This is a genomic window from Trichocoleus sp. AS-A1, from assembly GCF_039962015.1.
GTDB lineage: Bacteria > Cyanobacteriota > Cyanobacteriia > Cyanobacteriales > FACHB-T130 > FACHB-T130.
The window spans coordinates 1-26759 of sequence record NZ_JAMPKG010000008.1 but is presented as its reverse complement, the minus strand read 5'-3'; the positions used below and the strand labels follow the sequence as shown (position 1 = coordinate 26759).

Sequence of the window (26759 nt, the reverse complement as noted above, 5' to 3'; positions counted from 1 at the left end):
TCTGTAAACCAAAAACTATTGACGACTATGCTGCTAAAGTGTACAACCCGCCACATCCGCATCTATACCGCTGAGGTGAAGAACAACGAACTCGTCGAGAGTGACAATGTATTAACCCTGGATGTCGATCCAGATAATGAATTTAATTGGAACGAAGACGCTCTGCAACAGGTTTATGGCAAATTCGATGAGATGGTTGAAGCTTACAACGGTGCAGATTTAACCGAATATAATCTGCGTCGTATCGGTTCCGACTTGGAACATTTCCTCAGAAGCCTGCTACAGCAGGGGAAAATTAGTTACAACCTGAGTAGCCGCGTTCTCAATTACAGCATGGGACTGCCTCAGGTTAGCACTCAATCGGCTGAGTAATTCTTTTTTAGTTGTTAGAAAAGTTGAGTTTAATTATCAGAAAACTTTCTAACAACTAATTACTGGTCACTACAGATAATTTACCGCCAAATCCGATTCCCATTTTCATCAACGCGAGCTTGGCGAATCACATCAGAGATTTCCTCGGCATCCTTAACATGGTGTAATGCCTTCTTTTCTCCGTCCGGCTCTTCCACTTCAAAGTAAGTTGGAACAACGATATGGTCGCCGGTAATATCTGGCGCATCTACCGCAATTTGCTGGGCTTTTTCTTCAACGGTTTCGGGTTTATCGGAAATTCTATCGCCCGGATTAGTAGTTCTATTGGTTGTATCTTTGGGTGGGTTTTCCATATAACTCCTAAAGATTTGAATCTTAATGTTACTAATATTAGATTAGAGAAATGGGTGTGCGATCGCCTCTTTCTGTGGGTGTAAGTCAGATCTCTGTCTGTTTCTGCATTGATGGGAAATTTTGCTGAGTTGGGTTAATAACGCTACCATCCAAAGACTGAGCATTTGCAGCAACTTGGGATTTAGCCGCTCGTTTCTGCTCCAAAAATTGCTTAAGAGCAATGCGGCGATTTTCTAAGAAGCGGCTCCAAAACCCTGGAAGAAAATGATCCATCGTTTCAGCCAGCGCCCAAGTTTCCAAATTTACCATCTTGGAACGCAGGCGGTGAGACTCCTCTAAAGAGTCAATTAATTGCTTAATTTCTGCACTAGCAGGTGAATTAAGCTCCGCAAATGGTGGATCTGTAGCAGTATAAGCTTCGGACTTGGGCATGGCAATTGGGGAAAGTGGCAGTACACAGAGCAAATTGAAACAACAATCCTTGATTGGCGAAACCGGAGAACCTGCAAAGGGCACAATGCGGTATCAAAGCAGGACAACAAATGTAAACCCTCGACTCCCCATCTCTACCAAGAAAGGGGAGGATTTCGCCCCTCGCTCGTGAGGAGTTGAAAGAGGAGTTAAACTGCCCCGGTTGAAGTTTGGTAGCCGGAGTGATTTTACCCAACGTTTAAAAAAGCATCGCCTAGTCTGATTCAAATTTAACGCGAAGTGTCAGTTTCTCAAGCACGAGAAGACCCTTAACCGCTAAACTCTGGAAATAGAAACTTGATTATTTTTTACCTCTAGTGTATAAAAAAGACCCCGAAAGCCCTTGGACGTATAAACCTTGGTGGTGTCAGCCTTGGTCTATTTTGCTGACAACTATTACCGTCATCACTGCCTCTTGGACACTAACCAAAACAATTTGGATAACGGCTGGCGTCTCGATTCCCATTCTTGTGTGGATGTCATACTTTTTGCTACTCTGGCCTCGACTAATGCGGCGTTATTATCAGCAAACAGAAAATTCTGTAAGTGAAGAATGAGTTTTATTGACCGATCGCAAATCTATTGAGTGTCAGAGGCTACAATCCAGATTAACGCTCAGATTTGGCGAATTGAGAAAGAGCTACCTTTCTCAGTAGCTTCTGGTAACAGCAAGTCAAATCACAACAGGCTGATGGGAGCGCATAACCTTCATGAACAATTCTGCGGCAACGCTTTACTGCTCGAATCTCAATTGTCAGGCTCCTAATCCCCAGAGCCATAACTTTTGTCAGAAATGCCGCACGCCGCTGCTCAAACGGTACTTGTGGGCAGTTGGTGAAGGGATAGAGGCTTACAAAGCTGGGGATCTGATTGCTGAGCGATATTTGCTGAAAAGCGATCGCATCATTTTAGATACCAAACCGGCTTTGTCTCCGGAAATGTTGCCGGAGATATCCAATAGCCTTATGCCCTATCTCAAGCTGTCTCCCTATCAGCTGCACGTTCCCCAACTATACGGACTTCTGACACCAACAGAAGGGCAGCGTAACGCCGAAACTTGGCTGCTAGAGCAGGTACCGATTTACAGCTGCGGGAACGGGGAAGGCACCCTCATGCCAGAACTAACCAGCGTCTGGAAAAACGCCTCGGCAATGCGCCAACTGACTTGGCTATGGCAGATGGCAAATTTGTGGGAACCCCTGCAAATCAATCATGTAGGGTCGAGTTTGTTGACACCAGCGCTGCTGCGAGTAGAAGGTTCCATCCTTCGGTTATTGATATTGCAGGCGGATCGAAGCTCCCCGGTAACGCTGCAAAACTTAGGTCAACTCTGGTCTAAATGGGTCGCCGCTTCACACCCAACCATTGGAAAATTTTTGGAACAAGTTTGTCAGCAGCTCAACCAAGGAGCCGTACAGACGGCAGAGCAGCTGGTGAGGCTGTTGGATGAGGCAATGGAAACCATCGGGCGATCATCGCAATCTTGCACCTATCAAATTGTCACCCGCAGCGATACAGGGCCAACTCGTCGGCAAAATGAGGATGCCTGCTATCCCCCCAGTCCAAGCAGTACCAATCCCTCCCTTCCCTTGGCAATAGTCTGCGACGGTATTGGGGGACATGAAGGCGGGGAAGTCGCCTCCCATCTGGCAATTGCAACTATCCAAGAGCGAGTACAGAATCTGCTGGCGAATCCAGCCAATCCTTTAAATCCGACCGCTCTTACCCTAGAATTGGAAAACTTTGCCTGTGCTGCCAATGATGTTATCAGCCAGCGCAACGACACGGAACAGCGGCTCGACCGGCAACGCATGGGCACTACGTTGGTGATGGCGTTAGCCCACGCTCATGAAATGTATATCACTCATGTGGGAGATAGTCGAGCTTACTGGATTACTCGCACGGGGTGTCGGCAGATCACCCTAGATGATGATATTGCTTCGCGGGAGGTGCGGCTCGGATACGCCCTCTACCGGGATGCAGTGGAACAATCCGGCGCTGGCTCTCTCGTTCAGGCGTTGGGCATGAGTTCATCAGCAACCCTGCACCCCTCCGTACAGCGCTTTGTTCTAGATGAAGACGGTGTTTTTCTTCTCTGTTCGGATGGTCTGAGTGACAATGACCGAGTAGAGCAATACTGGGAAACAGAGATTCTGCCAATCCTAGAAGGTCAGATTGATTTATCAACCGCCGGAACCCGGCTGATTGAAATTGGCAACACCAAAAACGGGCACGACAACGTTACGGTAGCCCTGGTCTACTGCCAAGTGGCATCAGCTCAAACTGGGCAACAGGTCACAGCACTACAGATGGGAGCCATTCCACCCGCAGCTCCAACTCCGGCTCCAGCGGCTTCGGTGCGCTCTCAATCTGCATCTGCTTCCAGAATCAAAACCAAGATCATTTCACCGCAGTCTACTACTAGGAGTCCTTTGCCGCTCCTTCTAGTGCTGCTTCTGTTAGCAGGTGTCAGCGGAGCGATCGCTTATTGGTTGATTCCAGAAGTCCAAAACAAGGTCAATCCTCTAATCGGGCTGACACCCCCCTCCAGCCCCAGCCCTGAACCATCCGCCGCCAGTTCATCTCCATCGGCAGAACCTGTCGTGACTCCTTCCACTTCTGTGCCCTCTTTAGAGGCTGGCTTGCTGCTCCAAACCACCCGTTCCACAACCAAGAACGTTCAGGGAAAAGAAGTTCCTGTTTTGCTGCGACGTGGTGTCCAGGCACCCCAAAACCAATCTGTAGTCGGGTTAGTTTCCGATGGGAGTATTTTGCAAGTCAGCTCCATCCAGCGAAATCAAGACCCTGACAGTTGGCTACAGGTGAAAGTTTGCTCAACGCTCACTACATCTAATCCGCAGCTTTCCCCTGAAAAAGTTAATTCCGGCACCCCAAACCCAAGAGCCGTCCCTGAAGTGACCTATCGCCCAATAAAACCAGGAGAAATTGGCTGGATTCGAGAATCCGACGTTTTACCTGTAATTAATCCAAATTTCGCACCAACATCGGCTAATTTGGGCGAATGTGCAATTGGGGCTGCCGATCCAACACCTACCGTTACTTCGTCCCCCTCTAAATAACAATTAGTTGCTAGCCTTTAATTGTTAGGACTTCGGTTTTTGTCAGGGTTAGGTGTTCTTGGGTAGTCGCTAATCAGGAGTCATTCGTCAATTGGTAAAGATGCGATGAATCGCGTCTCTAGGTCAGTTGTCTTTTGGTGCCAGTGACGACTGCCAGAGACTTGCCACCCATTACTCACGATTCACTGCCCAAAAACGATTGATAGTGAATCGCTAAAGCTAAAATATCTCTTCAATAACCTTGTTTACCCTATTTGAGGTGATAAGAGCGAGTGAAGAATATTCGGTGAGTATTCCCCTGTTGTTCGGGTAGACTGATAAAAAACCTCGTATAGTGCTAGGTTTAAGGTTAATGTCTTTAGAATGTCCCAGTCTGAGAATCCCTGCCTCAGTTTAGCCATCAATCGGCTCTCCAAAACTTCCCTTGGGGCAGAACATTTTGCCATTTGGGTGATGAAAGCACCCTGTCCGGGTGGTCACGTTCTGCATGACTGTACGTGGCCTGAAATGTTGACCCAAAAGTGGCTGGCATGGCAGGAAATGTTTTCCCCACGGGGACTCCCTGATGTTCCGCTGGTACATCAGGCAAACCCTCCCGCCTTGACAGTGCCACTCGACGCCCTGAATGTCAACGGTCAAGCACTTCCGTATACGGCTCGTTTGATGCAAGATTTAGGGATTAGCCTCTGGAAGTGGTTATTTGACGGGGAAATTCAAAATAGTTTCGCTCAAAGCCAGGGAATTGCAATTGGGCAAAAAAAACGTCTGCGGCTGCGCTTAGAAATTCGAGACCCAGACTTAATTCCTGTGCCTTGGGAAATTATGCAGCCCGAACCAGGGAAACAAGCGATTTCTCTATCACAACAACTATTGTTTAGTCGTACCAGCAATGCGGTTGATCCGCTTCCACCCCAGCGCTTAGAGCAGGCTTTAAACATCCTGTTGGTACTGGGACACGATACAGAAAGCGAAGTCGCTCCCAGCTTGCAGCTGGAACAAGAAGCGGAGGCGCTGGCTAATATTTTGGAACGCTGCGGACGACCAGACTTACACCCAGATGGCGAACATACTGGTGCAACAGTCCTGTGCCAGGTAGATACGCTTTTACAACCTACAAAAGCAGAATTGATTTCACGCCTGGAAACAGAAAATTACAACATCTTGTTCTATGCCGGTCATGGCATCCCAGCAGCGGATGGTGGATTACTGTTTTTGCGACCTGATGCCAGGATCAATGGCACGGAGTTAGCTCAGGTTTTGGTTCGCTGTCAGGTGACGTTAGCGGTGTTTAATGCTTGTTGGGGCGCTCAACCAGAGCGGCACAACCAACAAAGTTTGCCGCGCAGCAGTTTGGCAGAGGTATTAATTCATCACGGTGTTCCAGCAGTTTTGGGAATGCGCGACTCAATTGCCGACGAGGAGGCTCTGTCGTTTATTCAGGCTTTTGCACAAGCTCTGGCAGCACGGATGCCCATTGATGAGGCGGTGGCGGTAGCAAGGCAAAAGTTGTTGACGCTTTACAAGTTCAACCAACCTGCCTGGACTTTGCCGGTTCTGTATATGCACCCAGATTTTGAGGGTGAGTTGATTCGACCAATTGGCGAGGAAGTGACGATACTGCCGGTGGATGTGAAGTCATCTGGGCACGATTTATCTACTCCATCTGCCTATCTTCGTCCGTTAGGAGTAACCAGCAAAGTTTCGCCAATTAGTGGCACAAGTTTGCGAGTGGGGCGTAATCCTAAGGGAAACGACTTGGTGATTGAAAAACAGGAAGTTTCTCGGCAGCACGCTGAAATTATTTGCGATGCTCTCCCAGACGGTAAACTTACTTACTTTTTAAAAGATAAATCTCGTTACGGCACGTTCATTTTAAGACCGAGTGGATGGCAGAAAGTCTATCATCCGGAAGTGCCTTTGCAATCGGGAGACCAGATAAAGTTTGGGAGTATGCAGGGTCAAACTTGGGAGTTCATTATTCAAGATAGTACGAAGTGCTAGGGCATGGTAAAAGCGATCGCCCTACAGAATACTGAGTGCTAAATAATATTTACGGAACTCGCCAAAGTGCCGCTGTAGCTACCCCTGCCAAGAACGGTATATCAATACACAGGAGCATCATGATGGGAAGGAAATCAATCGAAGGATTTTATGAGAATTCTCTTTCTCAAGTGCAAGCAGAACTACTAGAGGCACTCCTCCAGCCTGAAGAAGCTCCCTATCCCTGGAATCCTGCCGATCCAAATGTGGAAGCCTATTGGACAGAGCTGGAACAAGGGTTTGAACTTGAGGGATGGTTAGATGAAGAAATTAGTAGGGGGTCGCAAGCACTCTATGCAAAGTTCGATGAATGCTGGGCAAATACAAATGTGGCAGTTGCGCCGACAGCAGCGATCGCAGTGACATCTAGTTTAAGCGAGCGGTTTGCTGCCCGCGTTCCCCAAGCTTGGCTGGATGCGATCGCTCACAAAGCCCAACAGGTTGTATCAAGCCCTCTGTCAATCGCGGATCAGATGGTACAGTGCGTTCAAGAGCTGCTGCCGGAATGGGGAGAAGATGTGTTGCAGGTATGGGCGCGTCCTTTGGCTTCCGCCATGCGAGGCTCGGAAGCTGAAATTGCCCGCCCAGTTGAGTGGGATGAGTTATCGGAGAGCGAACGGGCACGGTTGAGTTTAGCAGTTGCCCGGTATGCACTCAGACAATTCAACGACCTTAATTCTTCAGCACAAAATAAGTCACCTGAGTAGACACTTGATCAGATTTATTCTCTGCGTAATATCGAGCGTAACTTTCGTTTTGATTGGCGCTTAAGAATAATCCCAATGAGTCTCACACAAGGAATCAGGAAGGTGTACTTCTATTCCTGGCTGCCTTATAGTGCCGATCGACGCCAACATATCGATGATGGCATTTTGCCAACAGTTCATTTAATCAGTCATTCTAGAGGCTCCTATGGACGACGTGGGAGAGGATTGGAGGGTTGTTAACGAGGGTCTACTTATCGGTAGACCCGTTCCCTCTGTATAGATATCGGTCTAATTCTGGTTTTTATGCAAGAACTAGAATCTTTGTTACAAAACATCATTATTTTTTTCTGACCCTGGCAGGCGATCGCTTCCACTGGTTGAGGATCATCCTAGTCGGATACAATAATTCCCTATTACTGAATTCCTGGAAAGGATACACACCAATCATTAGAGGTATTCTCGATCTGTTGTTAGAGTAGTTGACACTTGGCGAAGTCAGGCGTTTGAAAAATTTGCTTGCCCTTTGTAAAATACCCCCACTTCGGGAAGTCAACAGCACTTCTTCCTGCTGGCATAGCGAGTTGTTGTTCCTAAGTGAGTAAGCAACTGCAAGATTGAGTATCTCCTAGGATATTCTCATCCGACAGAATGGCTAGCTAAAATAAGGTAGGGGATCGCAATTGTGCAAACATCTCTTGCTATACCAAGTAATGAGAGTCCCCTCGATAACATCCCTATTTAGTGGGATTTATTTAATTGTTCTGCCCGGAAAAGCGGGGGTTGATCTGCTTTTCACCACTGCATTTTTTTCTCTGGCCAATAGTTAAGTGCAGTTGAAAAAAGCAATCTTACTTTACATTAAAATTAGAAGAGATATTTATTTATTGAAAAAAAGTTGACCTAAAAGCCGAGAATTTAACACCCCATGCACCTCAGATTCTCTCAAAATATCAAGTCTCTTCTAGAGAAGTTAGCGAATAAACCGTTAACTCTAGCGGATGTTCTGGCAGAAACTTCTGAAAGGGGCTTTAGTTTAGTTATCGCGTTACTTGTTTTGCCGTTTCTGTTTCCGATGCCACCCGGATTTACAGTGATATTGGGTAGCGGCAGCTTGATATTAGCGTTGCAAATGGCTTTAGGGCAACGTTTTCCTTGGCTACCCAAAAGAATTCGCCAGTTTCAATTTCCCCGCTGGTTTGCTCAGCAACTTTTAAAAAACCTGCAACGAGTCACAGGGGTGCTAGAGAAAGTGACTCGTCCCCGGTTGCGCTGGATAGCAGAAAATCCTCAAATTTGGCAATTAAACGGGCTTTGTATTGCATGGCTGTCTGTGTTGCTGATGTTACCCATCCCTTTTACGAATCCGATTCCAACAATTGGGATTTTGCTACTCGTCATTGCCATGCTAGAAGCCGATGGTTTGCTGATGTGTTTCAGTTATGGATTAACTGCTGCGATTACTTTGTTGTTCGCAGTGGCTGCTGGCACGTTCTGGCAAGCGTTGAGTTCGTTGCTGCAAAGCTTGCTTCAGTAAATTCTATAATTGAGGGCTTTCTCGTTCTTCGGGATTGCGAGATAGAAGTGTAAATGCACATATCTTGATACCTCTACAATGATTATTTTTTACTAACTAAATAGGATGTAGGCCCCAGCATTACTTTGTTAAGCTGTATTAAGTTAATGCTCAGAACTCGACAGATGCGCTTGTTAATGCCGAATTTGTCCTATACACCGCCTTGGTTGCTGAGAAATGGTCTGACAATGACTTTATATACGGCTTTGCGGGCGGGGCGTGAATGGGAGAAGACGACTGTAGAGCCGGAGCCAAGTTACCGGGAGACAACTTTTACAGGTGCAGGAGGCGTACCGATTTATGGCTGGGTTGCTATCCCCGACAACCCACGCGGTACGATTGTAGGTACTTATGGCATTACCGGCGATTTGGAGAATCAATGGTTTCTGAGACTGCTGGGGCGCAAGGCATTTGCACAAGGCTATGCAGTAGTGCTATTTGATTGGCGTGCCCACGGAAAAACCGCTCAGTTATCTCCTACCTTGACTTCTGATGGGTTGTACGAGGGAGAAGATTTTGTCTGCATTGCTGCCCAAGCTAAGGCGATGGGTTGTCCTGCACCGTTCTGGTTCACGGGTTACTCGTTGGGAGGGCAACTGGCGCTATGGGCGGTAAAAGCGTCACAGGAGTTGTTAACCGGGAGAGGACAGGAATTAGGTTTGGAGGAAAGGGAGATTGGCGGGGCTGCGGTGATTTGTCCTAGCCTGGATTCTAACCGTTCCCTATCTTATTTGGTGAAACACCCGTTGGGTAAGTATTTAGAACAAGCGATCGCGCGAGAATTGAAAAGACTGGCTTGGCGCGTTCATCATGTTCATCCTGAAGCAATCGATCCCGCAGCCATTGAGCGGGCTAACAGCATTTGGGGCTTTGATAATGAGTTGGTAATCGGGCGATTGGGCTTTCCATCTGTCGAAGCGTATTATGACGCTAGCAGTGCCCTACACCTGTTGCCTCACCTGAAAAAACCGACTCTAATTCTGTACGCCGCTGACGATCCGATGTTTGACCCTTCAATTGTGCCTGAGTTGCAAGCGGCTAGCGATCGCAATCCTGACATTACTTTAGTGCTAACGCAATATGGTGGTCATGTAGGCTACATCAGCAGTCAGGAATGTCAGCGTCAAATAGGAGATCCCGATCCCTGGTGGGCGTGGAATCGAATTTTAGAATGGTACAAGGAAATTAAAAACTAAAAATGCAAAATGTAAGAGTTGCCATTTTACATCCTTAATTTTTAATTGCACTACTAACTATGGCGGGGCAGTAAAACGGGTGGCAAAATTTGAATTTCGCGTTGGAGATAAAGCCCGCGCTTTGAGAATTGCTGCGGTCAAAAAGGCATAGGAAATGATTCCCACCACCGCCAACAACAAGCCGCTGACAGCGCCTGTAGCGTTCCACAACGCATGGAGTCCTGATGCTGTCAGATAACCGATCAGCAAAATTGTCCAGCGCTTCTTGGGCTTCAGGGCACTCAACCCAATGAAATAGCCAAGATAGCCACTGTAAGCCATGTGTCCTGCCACCGATCCTAAAATTCGGGGAATCAGGAGTTGCAATCCCACTAATTCTCCAGCGCCTTCGCCAGCTTGTAGCGTCACATTTTGGATAATTTGGGGGATGTATTGACCCAACGTTTCCAACAGGGTGAAGCCAACTGCTGAGGCGGTTCCTAGCAGGATTCCATCTAAAGGTTCCCAGACGCCAATGCGATCGCGCAAGGGAGAGCGGAATCCTCGCCCAATTAAATACAATCCCAGCACTGGCAACGCTTTGAGCAACTCCTCCATCAATCCTGCCCCGAAAAACATTCGGATCAACAAACCGGGAAAGTCGATCAAACTCACCTGTTCCGAACCTCGGAGTACTGCTTCTACGTCTCCGGGCAAAACACGGCGAAAAACATAGATGAAAGCCAGTAAGACAGGACTCACCAAAATCAAAGCGGTTGTGACGGCTGAACCCAGGAGTACCCACCAAGGCTTATGCTTGCCGCAAAGTTGGTAGACAAAGTAATAAGCTGCCCAAGCCAGATAAGCTGCCAGTAACAGATTGAATACTACTGACTCACCGACAGCGGCAAACATCAAGACCACAAATCCGACTGTGACCATCCCCGGTACTAGATAAGCTTTTTTCGTTAAATCTCGTCCGGTGGAAAAAATCGGAAATAACTGGGTAAATGTCACTCCTTCCGGCTGGGATGGCTGCACTGGTGCGAATGGCTGAGACGACAGTTGAGTTCTGATCGAGGGAGTTTGAAACTCAAAAATAAACTCTGTGCCGTTTTGTCCCAACTCAATGCGATCGCCTGCGTGCAACATTTGACATCCCTGTAAGCGTCTCCCGTTCACGTAGGTACCATTGGCACTGTTGAGGTCGCAAATTTGCCAACTGGATGCTACTCCCGACTGAGTAAGGGGACGGATTGCCGCATGACGCCTGGATACAACACCATGTTGGTTAGAATCCAACACAATTTGACAACTGGGTTCGCGCCCAATCACGACCTCCCGATCGAGCGGAAGCAAGTATGGGGGCAGCGGCGTACCAGCAGCACCAGTAGAAAGCAGCCGGAGAAACCCACTTGTGTAGCTCTGGCCTGTCATTTTAGTAGATTGCGAGAAAGCGATTAGCGATAGCTTAGCAATTAGTGGGGAGTTGTAGAGGCTGGGATTGACCCCCTCTGTCCGGCTAAAAGCTAACAACTCAGCACATCATTACAAAAAACCCTATCCGAAGAAACCCGATTTCTTTAAGAAACCGGGTCTCAAGCTTTGGTAGGTGATTTTTGTTGATTTCTATCACCCTGATTCAATGCTATTTATTGGTGAGAGTTGGCTTCCCGAACTGCGGCATAGAACAGAAATCCAACGAGAGGAATACTGGCAGCCAGGATGATCCCTGTAGGCAAGTTGCCCAAGTCGGGGTTTCCAGAAGCGAGTTCAAAAATGGAGCCAACGGCAGCGATCGCTGCTACGCAAGAACCGAGCAAAAATACACCACTTTTCGGGGTCATCATGGGCGGTGATATCCTTAAGCTACTGGCTTGACAGCTTGAGCAGAGAAGCCATGCTTTTTCAGCTCCTCATTCAAAGCGATCGCATTTTCCACCCGATCCACAAACAGCACGCCATTGAGGTGATCCATCTCGTGCTGAATGGCGCGGGAGAGGAGTCCAGTCGCCTTCATGGTGCGGGGGCGTCCCTGTTCGTCCTTAAAAGCCACTTCCACCATTTCCGGGCGCTTCACGTCGATATAAACGCCAGGAATAGAAAGACAGCCTTCTTGAAACATACACAAGTCGCGCCCGAATTTCTTGATAGTCGGGTTAATCAACACTAAAGGCTGATTAGCGGCGTTATCCGGTTCGGTGTCAATGACAATCAGCTGTTTTTGCACTGCCACTTGAGGCGCTGCCAAACCGATGCCATCTGCGCTGTACATGGTTTGCAGCATCTCCCGAATCAGCTGCCGGATTTCCTGGTCTACCTTGGCAATACGTTTAGCTGGCTGACGCAGGACGCGATCGCCCATATAGTGAATTTCTAATGGCGGTTTTTCTAACTTTTTCTTTTCGACGGCAACTTCAGTCGTCATAGCATTCTGGCTCGCAGATACAGCTTATATGTTCAATGGGTGGAGTTTTTTTATCTTAACAGTTCTCAGTTGTTGCCTCCCTTACTACTTAACTCACTTACTCTCTTCCCCAACACCTACTTTCATCAACAACGCGCCGAACGCGGTAGCATAAATTTTTCTCCCTCTGCCGCAAATTTCCCCCTTACCATTAGCACCGTCTCATCAAACGTGTGGGGAAATGCTGTGATATCTCCTGGATCCAAAAGTTCAGGACTAAAGTATATCGTGATGTCTTCAATGGTTTGGGGTATTCTGTTGATAATTTCTTTCAATGGGCATATCTGCGTTGCCACGATATCAAAAAGGTGGAGTTGGGTATCTTTTATCTCCATGCAAGCGATTAAATCCAATTCTTCTGCATAGTATATAGGGTGACTTCCTTCATTGAAGCAAAATACGGCTTTCTCTTTCACCACTCCAACAATATTAGAAACAGATGTCCGAGTTTCTAATAGTCTGTGTAACAATTTCAAATCTTTGTCATTATCAAAATTCAGTATTCTAAAACCATCCCTGCTACTCCGAGAATCCCATCTAACTTTAAACACGTATTCTTCTAATTTACGAAAATCGAAAGGCGTATAAAACTCTGGGTTCGGTGTTGTCAATACCAGCGTCTCGTAGCGTTTATCGCAATATTCTAGCGCCTCCTCCATCACTTCGCGGTAGTAGCCGCGCCTGCGAAATTCCGTCCTCGTGCATACTCCATGTACTCCCCCCACCGTCACCATTTGTCCCATAATTTGCATAGGAATTTCTAACACTCCTACATGGGTAATAGCTATGCCGTCATGAAAGCGAATAAACGGAGTCGAAGCATCTTCCCAGGATGCGCCTAATTTTCTTCCACATTCTGTTAACTTCCCTATTCCAGGAAATACGATTTCAACTAAGTCAAACAACTTATTACTTAAACTGGAGTCAGTAGAGAATGACCGCTTAAAGCGATACTGATTCATAACTTAAGCATAATTATTAAGGCTTTATACTACAAATACTACAACATCTTAAACTTTCAAGGCAAGTGGGAGCAGTTTGGGAGAGTAGAATCTAATGCAGCTCTAATAATCTATTCTTCAAAGAATCGAACGTCCATGCTATAAACTCTCTGATGATGGCTGTGGTTGAAGAGGAAATTCGTGTTTAAATTTCTGAGCAAACTGGACTACCTGCTGCGCGAAACCTTCCTGGGATTGCGGCGTGGAGGTTGGATGAATTGGGCGGCAATCAGTACCGTTACCGTTTTGCTGTTCCTATTCGGCATGAGTTTACAGGCATCCTGGCAGCTAGAACGCCTGCTGACTCAATTTGGGAGCCAATTGGAAGTATCGGTATATTTAGATCCCGGAGCGCGGGTGGAACTTGTTGCCCCAATCGTGGGAAAAATGCCAGAAGTGGTCGATGTAAAAACTATTTCCAAAGAGCAAGCTTGGGAATCCTTGGTCAAAGAGCTGGGAATGTCAGAGATTGATGGTGCCACCCAGCAACTCGAAGGGAATCCTCTGGTGGATGAACTAAAAGTAAAAGCGCGGACTTCTGAGGCAGTACCTGTCTTAGCGCAGAAGCTGAGGAAAGTACCAGGAGTAGATGACGTGCAGTATGTCGATGAGGCGGTACAACGGCTGGCTCAGCTCAATAAAGGTTTGAGCTATGTCAGTCTTACGATCACTACTGTCCTAACGATGACCGCAGTTGCAGTAATTACCACAACGATTCGCCTGATTGTGATGGCGCGACGGCGTGAGATCGAGATTATGCAACTGGTGGGAGCAACAACAGCTTGGATTTATCTACCGTTTATATTACAAGGCATTAGCTTTGGTTTAGTTGGGGCAGCGATCGCTTGGGTTCTGATTAGCACGATTCAGCGTACTTTGAGCAATTTGCTATCAGCTCAACCCGATTTTATTCAATTTCTGGCGAACGGACTGCAATTAAGTCCTCTCCAAGTTTTAATATTGCCGCTGATTTTGCTTTGTTTAGGCGGTTCAGTCGGCTTAATGGGAAGTTTGTTTGCTGTCCGCCGCTTTGCTTTGCGATAGTTGGCAGTTAAAACTCAAAAATCAAAACTAAAAATTAAAAATTTTTATGGCATCACAATGGGAACGTTTGCTGCAAAATTTAGGGGAATGGCGAGGTTCATTTACCCGCCTCTCACCTACGGGAGAATTACTGGAAGATACTCCTACAGTTGTTTCCCTAGAAGGTCTAGACAATAACCAAACGATTCGCCAAATCATCCGCCGCTTACCACCCGGTCAACTCCCAGAGGAGAAAGTTCTCGAATATAGTTCTTTAGGAAAAAGCGTTCTATTTTTTGAAAATGGAGCTTTTTCTCAAGGTTCGATTCAACTAGCTCCTTTTTCAGAATTTGGAGCTGAACTCGGCTTAATTGACGGTAACCGGCGTCTGCGTCTCGTGCAGATATTTAATCGAGACGGTCAATTAGATAAAATTACCTTAATTCGAGAAAAACTAGCTGGTTCAGACGTTCCGGAACGCCCACATCTAACCCTAGAGCAACTGATAGGAGAATGGCAGGGAGAAGCAGTAACAATCTATCCAGATTATCGCTCGCCCGATACTTATTCCACCAAGCTCAAAGTTGATTATGAAGAGAGTGGAAATATAATTCAGCAATTGAGCTTTGACGATCGTACTTTTACCTCAACTGCAAGAATGAATGGTAACATTCTCTGCTTTGAGCAAGGTTCCTTACCCGTTCAAGTGTTGTTCTTACCGGATGGTGCCTCTTCCAATTGCCCACTACAAGTCAAAACAGGTCAATCTTTTGTTCTAGAAGTAGGTTGGTTATTGAAGCCCGATTTGCGCCAGCGAATGATTCGCCGCTATAGCGATAAAGGGGAATGGATTAGCCTTACCCTAGTTACAGAGCGTAAAGTGTGACAAACAAAGTTAATCGCACAGAAGCACAGAAAAATTTTTAACTTTGCGAACCTTTGCGTGAACCTTCGCGTACCTTTGAGTTTAAAAAATAATTAAAAACTCACCTTCCCATCCTTTGAAACAGTCTCTTCAAACACTGAACCACCCGCTTCAACACGAAGTTTTCCTGTTTTCCAGCCAAGAGAAATGGGGCTATTCCCTTCAGGCGACTTGTAGAGTTCAAAATTTTCAAACCAGTTATGCTGGACGCCGTTCCGGATAAGAATTGGTAGCTCGTTCTTAGAATTATGTGTGATTTTGAGAGTATCGCCAGTTGTTCCTTTGAGCTGCACGGTGCCCGTTGCTATTAAGCTTAAATCTAGCTGAGTCTTAGTCTTTACAGCTTTTTTAAAATTCTCATAACTACCCGTCGTTTTTGCTTCGCCTACTTCTAGAGCAAAGCCAGCATATTGATTGTCTGTCGTGGTTACTTTTAATATCTTTTCATCTTGATAAAGCTGCGCCGCTTTCTTATCTTGAACTTTAACTTCAGTAGTAGAAGAATTAAGATTAATTGGATGAATGGCTAACCAAGTTTTTTCTAATTTAATAAACCAAAGCTTGTCTTCTATTTCTAATTTCGCTGTTTTAGGTAGCTGAAAGAAAAAGGATTTATCAGAAGCAGGTCGTAGCCAAAGCGCCAAGTTGCGGTATTGTCCTATTTGATCGCCTAGATCTTTCCCGGACTTCATTCTGTCGTCGCCCGTGTTAACGACAAAATAATCAACCCCTCGCTTAGAATCTTCAGCCATCAATTTGAAAGGGCCAACATCACCATCGCTAAACTCACCGGCTATACTACCCATCTGATAAGTGTTGCCAAAAAATGTAGTTTCCCAATAACCCGGTCGGTCTTCTCCTCCAGGTTTCCAATTTTCATAAACTGGTTTTGTAGCGAGTAATTCAATCGGCTTCTTAAACTGCTTACGAGCTAATGCAACAACTGCGAGTGGAGGACGATAAGCACTAGTAATGACGTGAATTGAATCGTGTTCTGGTTTAGGATTAGCCAGCGAATTATCCCCAAAATATAGCCAGAGCAAACGAGCGGCAGATGAACCATACACGACATTACTTTTGCCATAATCTCGTTTAGTAGGCCCTCCAAAACCGCCGTGATAATACTTCACTGCTCCAGCAGCGCAAAGCCAATCAAGAGCAGCTTTACCAAGTTGTTTGACTTCCGGATCTTTCGCAAAATCGTAGAGATTCAGATATGCAGCTAGGGTATGACCGTGGTAATTTTCTGAATCCCACTCGCCCATCCCGATGTGATAAAGTGCCCAGACATATCGCTTAATTTTCTTTTTGTATAACTGGCGCACCTCTTCATTACCCGTTTCTTCCGCCATTAGATAAACCGATATCTCGCGCATCGCTCTAAGATTATCGGTATTGCGCCCGTCTACCCAGCTACCACGCACCTTTGGCCCCCAACCATCACCGCCACGACCTCTCCCATAAATCGGGTGGGGACGACCATTGGGATCTTTCTCCGTCCATTTTTTTGCCCCGTCAAACATCCGTTGTCTATAGGCAGAATCTAGAAATTTACCGAAGAAGAAATATTTTCTAATTTGACCTTTGAGAGTAAAAGAATAGTAATAGTCAATACCGTCAGTGTGGGCGTTATCTTTGGCTTGTTTGTCTTCCTTTTCTAAAAAAGCGATCGCTTTCTCTCGGTTCCCAGCCAAAAAGTCAAACATGGCAAGAGGATAAGTTTGCTTTTCGTTTTCCCCACTGTTGTTGTTGTATTTTTTACCCGTGTAGTAGCGAATAACCTCATTCGCTCTTTGCTGAAACTCTTTTTCCAGTTCAGGTGTCCACTGGTTCTGAAACTTCGCATCGACGGGTAGCGGCTGAATCTGAACTAAGCCATTTGCATCTTTGTTAATGGAGGGAGAAGCGTCTGAACTGGGTGTATTTGCTCTAGATAGGGGAGTGGTTTTGGCATTACAAGCCAATATTGCTACAGCCAGTACGGATGCTATCGCCGCGTGACGAAAAATAAAAAACCGTTTCATCAGCAACAGAGGTAATTAAGCTGCTCCGATTTTGGCATAAGAAAGAGAAGCGATCGCGCTTTGGAGAAGATGAATGTGATCGCAGGTTGGGTAAGATATAGGGGATCGCATCTACGATACAGACACGCGATCGCATTCACTGGCACAGAAGCGCGATCTCGCTTTGGAGGAAGAGAGACATAGATCGCATCCACTATACAGAAAAGCGATCGCACTTTGGGAAAGATAGACATGAGCGCATCCACCGATACTGCAAACGCGATCGCACATCAGCCTTCATCAACTAGGCAAACATCAAACGACCTTTAGGTTCTGGAATCGGACGCTCTAGATCCTCGGCAGTCTTAATCCACTCTTGCATAAGAATTCCTGACGTTTACAGTGCTTCTTAGTAAGCCCCGCTATCACCAGATTATAATTAGATTTAAGTATTATCATTTGTTTCATATCGAAAGATAAACTGACTTATATCACTGCTTAATCAGAGGAAATAATCTATGTACAAAAAACGAGAAATTACAGATAAATTAAAAGATGCGGCAGAAGAAGAAATCCGCGAAAAGAGAAAACCTGTTGATTACAACACCATAGAATATCCTATTGAAATACTTGTCCAAAAATTTCTAGATGGTATAGACGATGATACTAACGAGTTGTTTATTCCAGATTATCAACGAGAAATGGCTTGGGATGAAGAAATCCAGTCAAAATTCATTGAGTCTGTCCTCCTAGGTTTGCCAATTCCTTATATTTTTGTTGCTGATGTCTCAGGTGAAGAAGATACAAATGATTCACGTTTAGAAATTATTGACGGAACCCAACGCATTCGTACTTTAAAAAGATTTCTAAATAATGAGCTAGAACTAAATCATCTTAATAAGCTGAGTAAATTGAATGAATTTACTTTTGCCGACTTACCACTTTCTCGCCAGAAACGTTTTAAACGAACTACCATTCGGATGATTCAATTAACTGAAGAAGCTGATGAAGAAGTACGTAGGGATTTATTTGAACGAATTAATACGGGTAGTGTCGAACTCAATGATATGGAAAAACGGAGAGGCATTAACCCTGGAGCATTTTTGAATCTCATAGAGGAGTTATCACAAGACGAACGGTTTCGCAAGTTATGTTCTTTTTCGGACGCAGCTATCCGAAGACGAGAGCCGCAAGAATATGTTTTGCGCTTTTTTGCATTCTTAAATAATTATCAGAACTTTTCTGGTAATAAGGTTCATGAATTTCTTGACAAATATTTAATAAATATTAACCAAGAAACCGAAGAAATGCTACAAGCAATGAAGGATGAGTTTTATTTAATGGTTGATTTTGTAGAAAAAAATTGCCCAGATGTTTTTCATGTTTTTGTAAAAACAAAAAATAAGTACAAGCCAACAACTCGTATCAAATTTGAATCTGTTTCTGATGGAATAGCACTTGCTTTGAGAGAAAATAAACAGCTTGTACCAAGATCAATGGAATTCTTAGAGTCAAAAAAATTTAAAGAATATACTGGAGCTGACGCAAGTAGTTCTAACAATAAAGTTGTTCGTCGTATTGAGTATGTGCGAGATAAACTTTTAAACTAGCCATGAAAAGTATACTATTTCAAGACTTCAATGAGCGTGCTAAAGAAGTTAGCAAATACTTGATGTTTATAAAAAACTTAGAGCAACAAACAACTCAATTAAGTCTTGGTATTAATGGTAAAAATAAGATTAGAAGAATTGACTCCGATTTAGAAAAAACTTTAAAGGCGGCTGGCTTCTTGCTATTGTATAACTTAATAGAATCCACAATGCGAATTGCTATTGAAACAATTTTTGATGAACTGAGCAAGGAAGAGGTTTCTTTTGATGATATCAGAAAAGAACTTAAGCTAGTGATAATAAAAAATATCAAAGATAACCATTCCCCTGATAATTTATTAACTAATATCAAAGAAATTGCTGTTGATATAATATCTGCTAGCCTCGATAAAGGAAAGCTGTTTTCTGGTAATCTCGATGCAAAGAAGATTAGAAATACAGCTAAAATTTATGGATTTTCATGCAAAACTAATTCTCGTAAAACTGGAGATGGTAGTGATTTACTTACTATTAAAACTAACAGGAAAAATTTAGCACATGGCTTGACATCTTTTAAAGATGCTGGGAAAGATGTAAGTGCAGATGAACTGTTAGAAATCAAGAAAAAAGTAGTTTGTTACTTGAGAGAAATATTACAAAATGTAGAAACTTATTTAGCTAACAAAGAATATTTAGATTCTTCAAAAAAAACTTATTAATTTTTTTAATCTACGATAGTAAAACTCTAAATATAAAAAAGAGGCGTTCAAAAGAACGCCTCTCTGAAAGTTTTATGCTACATAATGAGCTTATTCAATCCCTTCAATTCGGTCTTCCACCTCCTGATACAATTCGCGCAGCATCTCTAAGTTGCTTTCGCTGGTTTCCCAGTAACCGCGACCATTGACTTCAAGTAAGGTTGCGACAACTTTGCGGAAAGAGTGAGGATTGAGGTTCATTAGCCGCTTCCGCATCTCTTCATCTTGGATAAACGTGGTATTTGTATCCTCGTAAATCCAGTTATCGACAGCACCAGCGGTTGCAGACCAACCCATCGTATTTACTAAGCGCTTCGAGAGTTCGCGGACGCCTTCGTAACCGTGACTTAGCATCCCTTCGTACCACTTGGGATTTAGTAGTTTGGTACGGGCATCTAGGCGAACGGTTTCGGAGAGGGTACGGACTTGGGCGTTGGCGGTGGTGGTGTCGGCAATGTAGGATGCTGGCGTTTTGCCATCGCCGCGCAGAGTGGCAACAACCTTGGTGGGATCGGAGTCGAAGTAGTGGGAAACATCCGTGAGGCTAATCTCAGAAGAGTCGAGATTTTGGAAGGTCACTTCAGCTGTTTTCAGTGTTGCTTCAAAAATCTGACGCGACTGTTCCATTGTGCCTGGGCTATCGGAAGTGAAAGCAAAGGATTTGCGGCTGAGGTACATATCTTGTAACTCAGATTCGCTTTCCCAAGTGCTGTTTTCTACTGCCAGGTTGATATTAGAAGAATAAGAACCGGAAGCGTTGGAGAAAACGCGAGTTGCTGCTTGACGCAGGTTGATGCCCATTTCCTCCGCCTGTAGTAAGGCGTGTTTGCGGACAAAGTTCATTGATAGGGGTTCGTCGGCTTCTGCTGCCATCTTCACAGCTTGGTCGAGTAGGTTCATCTGGTTGATGAACAAGTCGCGGAAGACACCAGAACAGTTGATGACTACATCAACGCGGGGGCGTCCGAGTTCAGCCAGGGGAATCAGTTCCAGTTTGTTGACTCGTCCCAAAGCATCTGGCACAGGTTTTACGCCGACCATCCACATAATTTGGGCGAGAGATTCACCGTAGGTTTTGATGTTGTCGGTTCCCCAGAGGACGCAGGCAATGGTTTCGGGATAGGCACCTGTTTCCGCCCGTTGCCGTTCCAGCAGTCGGTCTACAACGACTTTGGCGGATTTGACTGCGGCTGCGGTGGGGATAGATTGAGGGTCGAGGGCGTGGATGTTTTTGCCTGTAGGCAGGACATCCGGGTTGCGGATGGGATCTCCACCTGGCCCTGGAAGGATGTATTCGCCTTCTAAGCCTTTGAGTAAGGCACCCAGTTCGTTATCGGCACAAACTTGCTGGAGGCAGAATTCCAGATACTCGAAGAGAGGCTTAATCGCTTCTGGGTCAACTTTCGCATAGCCTGCTTTATGCAGGGATTCGATCCAAGGTTCCTTCTTGCCCATGTTGAAGAAGTTGAGCTTGGAAACGAGGGAAACCCGACCATCGGCGTCAGTTTGTTCTTTGACGAGGGCGGAAACAGCGGCACGAGTGGCAAGGGTGATGTCTTGCAACAGCTGGACATCTTCTAAGATGCCTTTGTCGTTGTTTTTGTAAATGTCGTCAATGTCGCGTCCGATGCTGTTGGCGATGATCCGGGGAAGACTGAGAATTTCTTCTTCGTTGCGGTCGAGAGAGGCGATATTGACCAAGGTCGCGATCGCTTCTTCTGCACTCGGCGGTTTCCCAACGACGTGCAAGCCACAAGGCAATAGCCGCGACTCAATTTCCATCAGTCTCCGGTACACCAAGCCGACGAGAGTATCCCGTTCCTCGGCTGTCATCTCTTTGGCATCTTTCTCAGGCAAGGCGATATCTTTATCTAGATTCACCATGCGAGACTTATCTACGATCGTGTTAACAATCTGGATGCCGCGTCCCGTATCTTTTAGGGTTTGGTAAGAACCGATTAACTCGCTCAATTCCTGCAAACCCTTGTAGAGTCCAGCATTTTCTGCCGGAGGAGTTAAGTAGGAGATGGTTTCCGCGTAGCTGCGGCGCTTGGCAATGGTGGCTTCGCTGGGGTTATTCGCCGCGTAGTAGTAAAGATTGGGAGTATTCCCAATCAAGTTATCGGGGTAACATTCGTTAGACATCCCCATCTGCTTACCAGGCATGAATTCCAGCGACCCATGCGTGCCGAAGTGCAGCACGGCGTCGGCTTTCCAAATTCGCTCTAGATAGGTGTAATAAGCGGCAAAGCCGTGATGGGGACTGGCAGAACGGGAGAACAGCAACCGCATCGGATCGCCTTCGTAGCCGAAGGTTGGCTGGACGCCTATAAAGACGTTGCCGAAGTGTTTGCCGAAGATTAATAAATTCTGCCCGTCGCTGTTGAGATGTCCAGGCGGTTTGCCCCAGTTTTCTTCGAGCCGTTGAGAGTAAGGAGTTAAGTCTTCATACTCCGGCGTTGACATCCGATAGGCGATATTCAGTTCCGGAGTGCTGTATTGCGCTTGGGCATCGTGGATGACTTCTTGCATCAACGCCATCGCTGACTCTGGCAGTTCGGGGAGGTCGTAGCCGTTCTGCTTGAGGGCTTTCATCACCTCGTAGATGGAACCAAATACATCCAGATAAGCAGCAGTTCCGACATTACCCTTGTCCGGTGGGAAGCTAAAGACGGTGATAGCAACTTTCTTTTGGAGTTTTGGCTTGCGGCGCAGGTTTGCCCATTTTAAGGCGCGTTGAGCGATCGCTTCTATGCGATCTTGGAGAGCGATCGCTTTCCCAGTAGCTCCATCCCTTCCGGAAAGGATAATTGGCTCAATCGCTCCATCTAGTTCGGGGATGGCAATTTGCAATGCCACTTGCACCGGATGCAGCCCTAAATCGCTATTTTCCCACTCTTCTGTTGTTTGGAATACCAGCGGCAGTGCCACCATGTAGGGGCGATTCAGGCGTTTGAGCGTGTCAATTGCTTTGGGATGATCTTGTCTAGCAGGACCACCGACCAGGGCAAATCCGGTCAGGGATACCACCGTATCCACGATTGTCTGGTTGCCTTGGAGGAAGAAAGCCTCAACTGGCTTAGAAAAATCTAAACCGGAAGCAAAGACGGGAATTACCCGTGCGCCCATTGCTTCGAGTTCCTGCACCATCGCCACATAATGGGCATCGTCGCCTGTGACGAGGTGAGTGCGTTGCAGCACTAAGCCCACACAGGGAGCCAGGGGATCTTTGAGATCGGCAGAAATATCGTTGCGGCTGTTGTACCAGTTGAAATATTCTTTGACATCCTCAAACATCTGGGGTGCCAAGGGGTGCCAGATCCCCATATCAACATAGGTGACGGGGTCTTTGTATTGGAAAGACGAGCCACGGCGCGTCTCTACACCCTTGATAACGTATCTATCCGCCAGCATCAGCAGGAAGTTCTCCAGGTTCTCTGAGGAACCGCCTAGCCAATATTGGAAGCTGAGCATGAAGTTCCGAGCATCCTGCGCTTTGTCCATTGGCAGGTATTTCAGAACTTTGGGCAAAGTTTGCAGCAGCTTTAGCATCCCGTCTTGGAAGCCGCTACCGGATTTTTCTTTGCGCTTCCGCATGAATTGGGCGATCGCGCTCTTGGATTGCCCCAGTTGCGCCATCGAGAAGCTGCCCATTTTGTTCAGGCGCATCACTTGCGGCATCGATGGAAAGACAACAGCGACATCAAGCGCGTCGCGGTGGGGTTCTACTGCCGCAACGACTTTATCGGCTAAGTCTTCAATAAAAATCAGGGAAGCGATAAAGATATTGGCACCCGCAACTTCTCGCTTAAAACCCTCGTAGTTTTCCGGGTCGCGCAGTTCTTCAAGCAGATAGCCGCTAATTTCGATGGCTAAGCCGGGATGGTTCTCGTTAATTGAGCGAACCGCTCCTGAAAGGGCACTCTGGTACTGTGGCTCCAGCACGACATAGACCACCTTGAGTAGCGATCGCCCCCGCAGGTTGTCCGGGGCAATGTGGCGAATGGTGGACTTGACGTGAGTGAACATTCGCGTAGGCTCCAAATGATAACGTGTTCTCTTATTTTGGAAGGCAGAATTAAAGATACAGAAGTCTGAGGCGATCGCTCATCTTTCTGAATTCTGGGTTCTGATGATTGATTGGCTTATGAAGTGTTTTTACCAAAAAATGCTTACCCAGTGAGGGGTTTGGGCATTATCTGACACAATTCGATAAAAACTTCGCAACAATTTTTTATATTTATTGACAAATTTGAAAGTGATTACTCATTGTTTTGCAAATAAGTATTAAGTTTTAGGGAAATGGGAATGCCAATATCGGACATCTTGATTCTTTCAAATGGCCCTGGGGAGTTAGCCACCTGGGTTCGTCCTGTCGTGAAGGCTTTACGGGAACAACTCGGAGATGACCGTTCAGCAGTGCGGATCTCGGTAGTTCTGTCTCCTTGTCCCAACGCGAGTGGTAAAGAAGCGGAAATTGCCCAGTCGTACCCGGAAGTTGACCGCGTCCACGGGGCAGGGAATTTCTGGGAGTTCTTGCTGTGGGGAAAGACGTCAGAAAACTGGGACTGGCGCGATCGCGGTGTAGTTCTGTTTCTCGGTGGAGATCAAGTTTTTCCCGTCGTCATTGGCAGACGCTTGGGTTATCGCACAGTTATTTATGCGGAGTGGGACGCCCGTTGGCACAGTTTGATTGACCGATTTGGCGTCATGAAACCGGAACTCGTCGCCCGCGTTCCCAAGAAATATGCCTACAAGTTCACGGTTGTCGGGGATTTAATGACAGAAGCGGGAGAGTTAAACACTAAAAATGAAAAATTAGAAATTTCAGAGGCAATCTATTCTGGTGAAACGATTGGGTTATTGCCTGGGTCGAAACCAGCAAAACTTGCTCAAGGAGTACCTTTGTGTTTGGCGATCGCAGAATGCATCTATGCTAACCGTCCCCAAACCCGCTTTGTGATCCCCGTCGCGCCGACTTTGGATCTCAAAACTTTAGCTGGATTTGCCGATTCTAGGCAAAATCCAGTGATTGAGTTAGTAAAAGGCGCAAAAGCAGAACTCATAACTCCCGATTTGCCAGAACTTCCATATTTAAAAACAGCAGCGGGAGTGCGAGTAGAACTGTGGACGCGATCGCCAGCTTATGACTTACTATCCCAATGTTCTCTGTGTTTTACGACTGTGGGAGCCAATACCGCTGAACTTGCTGCCTTAGCCGTCCCGATGATTGTCTTATTGCCGACTCAACAACTGGACGCCATGCGAAGCTGGGATGGTTTGCCGGGATTACTTGCTAATTTGCCAGTTTTCGGTTCTAGTTTTGCCAAAGCAATCAACTGGATTATCATGCAAAAAGTCATGGAACAAGGGCGTTTATATGCTTGGCCTAATATTTGGGCAAAAACCCAGATAGTTCCAGAATTACTAGGTAAACTACAAGCGGCAGAAGTTGCAGAATTTGCTTTGGACTATTTAAATCATCCTGAAAAATTACAGGAAATGCGCGATCGCCTCCGCAGCATTCGAGGTGAAGCAGGTGCTGCCCAAAAACTGGCAAAGCTAGTTTGTGAGGAGTTAGAAATGCAAAATGCTTAATTTTTAAGCGCTACGACGCCCTAGTTCGTAAATCCCGCAACCGACACAAGCCAGCATTCCCATACTGATTGCCCAACTGCGCCCTAAGCCAAGTTCTACCCCGTAATTGCAAACTGCGCCAATCAGGAAAAAAGGCACAATGCTGAAAATAGAAGCATAGAAAGCGTTTTGAGCTTCTCTACCCTTGCGGGTTCTGTCAAACTCTTCTTGTGAAGTGTAGAGTGATCGCTCAGCGAAGTTAAACCAGCGATTAATTTGCTCCATCACCCATTCGCTGACCGGAGAGCAACCGAGATATAAAGCCAGCGACCATAGACCTGCACCCGCGATCGCGGTCGCATTCAGCTCGAATCTAAACGGTAGAATTTCAATCAGCATGGGTTTTACAACACTATAGTAGTTACTCTTCAGGGATTTTAACAAAAGTCAAGAATCCGTGAATATAGGTTGTTCCTCGCTGCCTAAAAAAGTTGTGAGGTGCCGACAATTTCCACCCAGAGACAGACCCCAGCTAAAGGCTTGACTGTCAAACTTGACACGGCAGCAATCTAAAGTAACATCTTTCGGTTAATTGGCTGCGTAGATAAGCACCACAGTTCTCGGTTATCGATCTTAATTTGGGCAAACGAAGAGTAAAGCAATGCAGCAAGGGTCCGTACCACAAAACCTTCAAAACCGCTTTCTCCATCCAAGACGATTTCTATTTTTATTAGGGCTGCCTTTAGCCTGGTTAATGCCAGCAGTAGAATTACAGCCAAAATCAGTTGAGGCATTGGAAGTTAGAGCAAGTTCGGCATTAACTGGCAATAGTTGGCAAGGGGCATCTTTCCCAGTTGAAAATTTTCAAGGCTATACTTCTGCATTTGGCTACCGTCGCTCTCCTTCTGGTTCTGGGGGTTTGGAATTCCATCGGGGTTTAGACATTGCTGCACCTGAAGGAAGTTACATTCGTAACTGGTGGGCAGGAAAAGTCGTGAAAGTCTCACAAGATAGACTTTGTGGCACCTCAATTACTGTGGAGTCCGGTGCGTGGCGGCACGTCTACTGTCACATGAAAGGAAGCGTGGAAACCGCCAATGGCGGTCGTTATTTCATCGATCGCAGCGGGGGTCTTGTAGTTTGGGAAGGGCAACAAGTGCCAGCAGGTGCCCGGATTGGTCGGGTAGGGATGACTGGGCGCACTACTGGCCCTCATCTCCACTGGGGATTAAAGTATGGCGATAACTATGTAGATCCGGCTCAGGTTCTTAAAGCAATGTATGCTCAACAACCCGGTAATGTTCGGCAAGTTGGGCAACGTTTGCTTCAACCGTCTAGAAGTCAGACATCGTGGTGGAAACGTCAGGGGCAACGAACGATTGATTATTGATCGACGTGACAACATTTTCTTAGGCTCAATCCTTCTTACCTAAGACAAAAGCAATTCAAGGACTGGGTGCAATACATCAGTAGGGACATGGCAATGCCATGTCCCTACTTGTTAGAAACCGCAATATACTGCACTCAACTGATACCAGTTTCCAATGAAGATGCACTAAATTGAAGAAAGCAACAGGGTAGGTGTAGCAATGGCAAATCAGTTCAAAGTGGCAGTCCAAGAGACAACGGAAGAACTGCAACATC

24 protein-coding genes are annotated in these 26759 nt (G+C 46.1%); 14 read left to right on the top strand and 10 right to left on the bottom strand.

The features are described from left to right. The first annotated feature begins 27 nt into the window (after positions 1–27). Complete coding sequence (locus NC994_RS08120; protein ID WP_190432642.1) at positions 28–372, top strand: NAD(P)H-quinone oxidoreductase subunit M; 345 nt, start codon at positions 28–30, stop codon at positions 370–372. Positions 373–452: 80 nt separating this feature from the next. Here NC994_RS08120 and NC994_RS08115 read toward each other — a convergent pair whose 3' ends face one another. Together NC994_RS08115 and NC994_RS08110 are read right to left on the bottom strand one after the other, a co-directional pair. Beyond that, positions 453–725, bottom strand: a complete 273-nt coding sequence (locus NC994_RS08115) for a hypothetical protein (protein WP_190410862.1) — start codon at positions 723–725, stop codon at positions 453–455. Between the two features lie 85 nt (positions 726–810). Next, entirely contained in the window at positions 811–1158 is a 348-nt protein-coding gene (locus NC994_RS08110) for a hypothetical protein (RefSeq protein WP_190432640.1), read from the bottom strand. Between the two features lie 356 nt (positions 1159–1514). Here NC994_RS08110 and NC994_RS08105 point away from each other — a divergent pair, with 356 nt between their 5' ends. From NC994_RS08105 to NC994_RS08075, 7 genes are all read left to right on the top strand, one after another. After that, a complete protein-coding gene (locus tag NC994_RS08105; RefSeq protein WP_190410864.1) occupies positions 1515–1754 on the top strand; it encodes a DUF6737 family protein in 240 nt (79 codons plus the stop codon). 153 nt (positions 1755–1907) lie between these two features. Beyond that, a complete protein-coding gene (locus NC994_RS08100) occupies positions 1908–4277 on the top strand; it encodes a protein phosphatase 2C domain-containing protein (RefSeq protein WP_190432638.1) in 2370 nt (789 codons plus the stop codon). A 363-nt stretch (positions 4278–4640) separates the two neighbouring features. Then, entirely contained in the window at positions 4641–6278 is a 1638-nt protein-coding gene (locus NC994_RS08095; protein WP_190410866.1) for a CHAT domain-containing protein, read from the top strand. 119 nt (positions 6279–6397) lie between these two features. Further along, on the top strand, positions 6398–7024 hold the full coding sequence (locus NC994_RS08090; protein WP_190432636.1) for a hypothetical protein: 627 nt from the start codon (positions 6398–6400) through the stop codon (positions 7022–7024). Between the two features lie 75 nt (positions 7025–7099). Further along, a complete protein-coding gene (locus NC994_RS08085; RefSeq protein ID WP_190432634.1) occupies positions 7100–7264 on the top strand; it encodes a hypothetical protein in 165 nt (54 codons plus the stop codon). A gap of 685 nt (positions 7265–7949) precedes the next feature. Further along, complete coding sequence (locus NC994_RS08080) at positions 7950–8558, top strand: exopolysaccharide biosynthesis protein (RefSeq protein WP_190432632.1); 609 nt, start codon at positions 7950–7952, stop codon at positions 8556–8558. A 176-nt stretch (positions 8559–8734) separates the two neighbouring features. Further along, positions 8735–9793, top strand: coding sequence for an alpha/beta fold hydrolase (locus NC994_RS08075; protein ID WP_190432813.1), 1059 nt, complete (start codon positions 8735–8737; stop codon positions 9791–9793). A gap of 57 nt (positions 9794–9850) precedes the next feature. On the opposite strand, the gene NC994_RS08070 is transcribed toward NC994_RS08075, so the two are convergent. From NC994_RS08070 to NC994_RS08055, 4 genes are all read right to left on the bottom strand, one after another. Next, complete coding sequence (locus NC994_RS08070; protein ID WP_190432630.1) at positions 9851–11209, bottom strand: PrsW family glutamic-type intramembrane protease; 1359 nt, start codon at positions 11207–11209, stop codon at positions 9851–9853. Between the two features lie 215 nt (positions 11210–11424). Then, positions 11425–11619: a hypothetical protein gene (locus tag NC994_RS08065; protein ID WP_190410931.1), complete on the bottom strand. Its 195-nt coding sequence runs from the start codon at positions 11617–11619 to the stop codon at positions 11425–11427. A 17-nt stretch (positions 11620–11636) separates the two neighbouring features. Next, entirely contained in the window at positions 11637–12200 is a 564-nt protein-coding gene (def, locus tag NC994_RS08060; RefSeq protein WP_190410870.1) for a peptide deformylase, read from the bottom strand. Positions 12201–12325: 125 nt separating this feature from the next. Beyond that, positions 12326–13201: a GNAT family N-acetyltransferase gene (locus NC994_RS08055; protein WP_190432628.1), complete on the bottom strand. Its 876-nt coding sequence runs from the start codon at positions 13199–13201 to the stop codon at positions 12326–12328. A gap of 180 nt (positions 13202–13381) precedes the next feature. Between NC994_RS08055 and NC994_RS08050 the strand changes: the two genes are divergently transcribed. Both NC994_RS08050 and NC994_RS08045 read left to right on the top strand, forming a co-directional pair. Continuing rightward, positions 13382–14284 carry a permease-like cell division protein FtsX gene (locus tag NC994_RS08050; protein ID WP_190432626.1) on the top strand — a complete coding sequence of 301 codons (903 nt, stop codon included), beginning with the start codon at positions 13382–13384 and terminating at the stop codon, positions 14282–14284. 46 nt (positions 14285–14330) lie between these two features. Then, on the top strand, positions 14331–15149 hold the full coding sequence (locus NC994_RS08045; RefSeq protein WP_190432624.1) for a DUF3598 family protein: 819 nt from the start codon (positions 14331–14333) through the stop codon (positions 15147–15149). Positions 15150–15241: 92 nt separating this feature from the next. Here NC994_RS08045 and NC994_RS08040 read toward each other — a convergent pair whose 3' ends face one another. Together NC994_RS08040 and NC994_RS08035 are read right to left on the bottom strand one after the other, a co-directional pair. After that, on the bottom strand, positions 15242–17212 hold the full coding sequence (locus tag NC994_RS08040) for a hypothetical protein (RefSeq protein WP_190432622.1): 1971 nt from the start codon (positions 17210–17212) through the stop codon (positions 15242–15244). Beyond that, entirely contained in the window at positions 17212–17445 is a 234-nt protein-coding gene (locus tag NC994_RS08035; RefSeq protein WP_190432621.1) for a hypothetical protein, read from the bottom strand. The genes NC994_RS08040 and NC994_RS08035 overlap by 1 nt, the downstream gene beginning before the upstream one ends. Before the next feature lie 264 nt (positions 17446–17709). On the opposite strand from NC994_RS08035, the gene NC994_RS08030 reads away from it, so the two are divergent. Together NC994_RS08030 and NC994_RS08025 are read left to right on the top strand one after the other, a co-directional pair. Next, positions 17710–18801 carry a DUF262 domain-containing protein gene (locus NC994_RS08030; RefSeq protein ID WP_190432619.1) on the top strand — a complete coding sequence of 364 codons (1092 nt, stop codon included), beginning with the start codon at positions 17710–17712 and terminating at the stop codon, positions 18799–18801. A gap of 2 nt (positions 18802–18803) precedes the next feature. Continuing rightward, on the top strand, positions 18804–19499 hold the full coding sequence (locus NC994_RS08025; protein WP_190432617.1) for an MAE_28990/MAE_18760 family HEPN-like nuclease: 696 nt from the start codon (positions 18804–18806) through the stop codon (positions 19497–19499). A gap of 90 nt (positions 19500–19589) precedes the next feature. On the opposite strand, the gene NC994_RS08020 is transcribed toward NC994_RS08025, so the two are convergent. Continuing rightward, a complete protein-coding gene (locus tag NC994_RS08020) occupies positions 19590–23567 on the bottom strand; it encodes a magnesium chelatase subunit H (RefSeq protein ID WP_190432615.1) in 3978 nt (1325 codons plus the stop codon). A 279-nt stretch (positions 23568–23846) separates the two neighbouring features. On the opposite strand from NC994_RS08020, the gene NC994_RS08015 reads away from it, so the two are divergent. Beyond that, positions 23847–25136 (top strand): lipid-A-disaccharide synthase, encoded by a 1290-nt coding sequence (locus NC994_RS08015; protein ID WP_190432613.1) that lies wholly within the window; start codon positions 23847–23849, stop codon positions 25134–25136. 3 nt (positions 25137–25139) lie between these two features. Here the strand turns inward: NC994_RS08015 and NC994_RS08010 are convergent, their stop codons facing one another. Next, positions 25140–25514: a hypothetical protein gene (locus NC994_RS08010; protein ID WP_190410880.1), complete on the bottom strand. Its 375-nt coding sequence runs from the start codon at positions 25512–25514 to the stop codon at positions 25140–25142. A gap of 355 nt (positions 25515–25869) precedes the next feature. On the opposite strand from NC994_RS08010, the gene NC994_RS08005 reads away from it, so the two are divergent. After that, on the top strand, positions 25870–26505 hold the full coding sequence (locus NC994_RS08005; protein WP_347275884.1) for a M23 family metallopeptidase: 636 nt from the start codon (positions 25870–25872) through the stop codon (positions 26503–26505). Positions 26506–26759: the final 254 nt, after the last annotated feature.

What these genes read in the sequence shown, in the direction of transcription:
- NC994_RS08025 (WP_190432617.1), top strand. Translation starts at nt 18,804, where the DNA reads ATGAAAAGTATACTATTTCAAGACTTCAATGAGCGTGCTAAAGAAGTT.
- NC994_RS08075 (WP_190432813.1), top strand. Translation starts at nt 8,735, where the DNA reads ATGCCGAATTTGTCCTATACACCGCCTTGGTTGCTGAGAAATGGTCTG.
- NC994_RS08090 (WP_190432636.1), top strand. Translation starts at nt 6,398, where the DNA reads ATGATGGGAAGGAAATCAATCGAAGGATTTTATGAGAATTCTCTTTCT.
- NC994_RS08095 (WP_190410866.1), top strand. Translation starts at nt 4,641, where the DNA reads ATGTCCCAGTCTGAGAATCCCTGCCTCAGTTTAGCCATCAATCGGCTC.
- NC994_RS08100 (WP_190432638.1), top strand. Translation starts at nt 1,908, where the DNA reads ATGAACAATTCTGCGGCAACGCTTTACTGCTCGAATCTCAATTGTCAG.
- NC994_RS08010 (WP_190410880.1), bottom strand. Translation starts at nt 25,514, where the DNA reads ATGCTGATTGAAATTCTACCGTTTAGATTCGAGCTGAATGCGACCGCG.
- NC994_RS08005 (WP_347275884.1), top strand. Translation starts at nt 25,870, where the DNA reads ATGCCAGCAGTAGAATTACAGCCAAAATCAGTTGAGGCATTGGAAGTT.
- def (WP_190410870.1), bottom strand. Translation starts at nt 12,200, where the DNA reads ATGACGACTGAAGTTGCCGTCGAAAAGAAAAAGTTAGAAAAACCGCCA.
- NC994_RS08080 (WP_190432632.1), top strand. Translation starts at nt 7,950, where the DNA reads ATGCACCTCAGATTCTCTCAAAATATCAAGTCTCTTCTAGAGAAGTTA.
- NC994_RS08045 (WP_190432624.1), top strand. Translation starts at nt 14,331, where the DNA reads ATGGCATCACAATGGGAACGTTTGCTGCAAAATTTAGGGGAATGGCGA.
- NC994_RS08040 (WP_190432622.1), bottom strand. Translation starts at nt 17,212, where the DNA reads ATGAAACGGTTTTTTATTTTTCGTCACGCGGCGATAGCATCCGTACTG.
- NC994_RS08115 (WP_190410862.1), bottom strand. Translation starts at nt 725, where the DNA reads ATGGAAAACCCACCCAAAGATACAACCAATAGAACTACTAATCCGGGC.
- NC994_RS08070 (WP_190432630.1), bottom strand. Translation starts at nt 11,209, where the DNA reads ATGACAGGCCAGAGCTACACAAGTGGGTTTCTCCGGCTGCTTTCTACT.
- NC994_RS08065 (WP_190410931.1), bottom strand. Translation starts at nt 11,619, where the DNA reads ATGACCCCGAAAAGTGGTGTATTTTTGCTCGGTTCTTGCGTAGCAGCG.
- NC994_RS08035 (WP_190432621.1), bottom strand. Translation starts at nt 17,445, where the DNA reads ATGTCTATCTTTCCCAAAGTGCGATCGCTTTTCTGTATAGTGGATGCG.
- NC994_RS08055 (WP_190432628.1), bottom strand. Translation starts at nt 13,201, where the DNA reads ATGAATCAGTATCGCTTTAAGCGGTCATTCTCTACTGACTCCAGTTTA.
- NC994_RS08020 (WP_190432615.1), bottom strand. Translation starts at nt 23,567, where the DNA reads ATGTTCACTCACGTCAAGTCCACCATTCGCCACATTGCCCCGGACAAC.
- NC994_RS08015 (WP_190432613.1), top strand. Translation starts at nt 23,847, where the DNA reads ATGCCAATATCGGACATCTTGATTCTTTCAAATGGCCCTGGGGAGTTA.
- NC994_RS08120 (WP_190432642.1), top strand. Translation starts at nt 28, where the DNA reads ATGCTGCTAAAGTGTACAACCCGCCACATCCGCATCTATACCGCTGAG.
- NC994_RS08030 (WP_190432619.1), top strand. Translation starts at nt 17,710, where the DNA reads ATGTACAAAAAACGAGAAATTACAGATAAATTAAAAGATGCGGCAGAA.
- NC994_RS08085 (WP_190432634.1), top strand. Translation starts at nt 7,100, where the DNA reads ATGAGTCTCACACAAGGAATCAGGAAGGTGTACTTCTATTCCTGGCTG.
- NC994_RS08110 (WP_190432640.1), bottom strand. Translation starts at nt 1,158, where the DNA reads ATGCCCAAGTCCGAAGCTTATACTGCTACAGATCCACCATTTGCGGAG.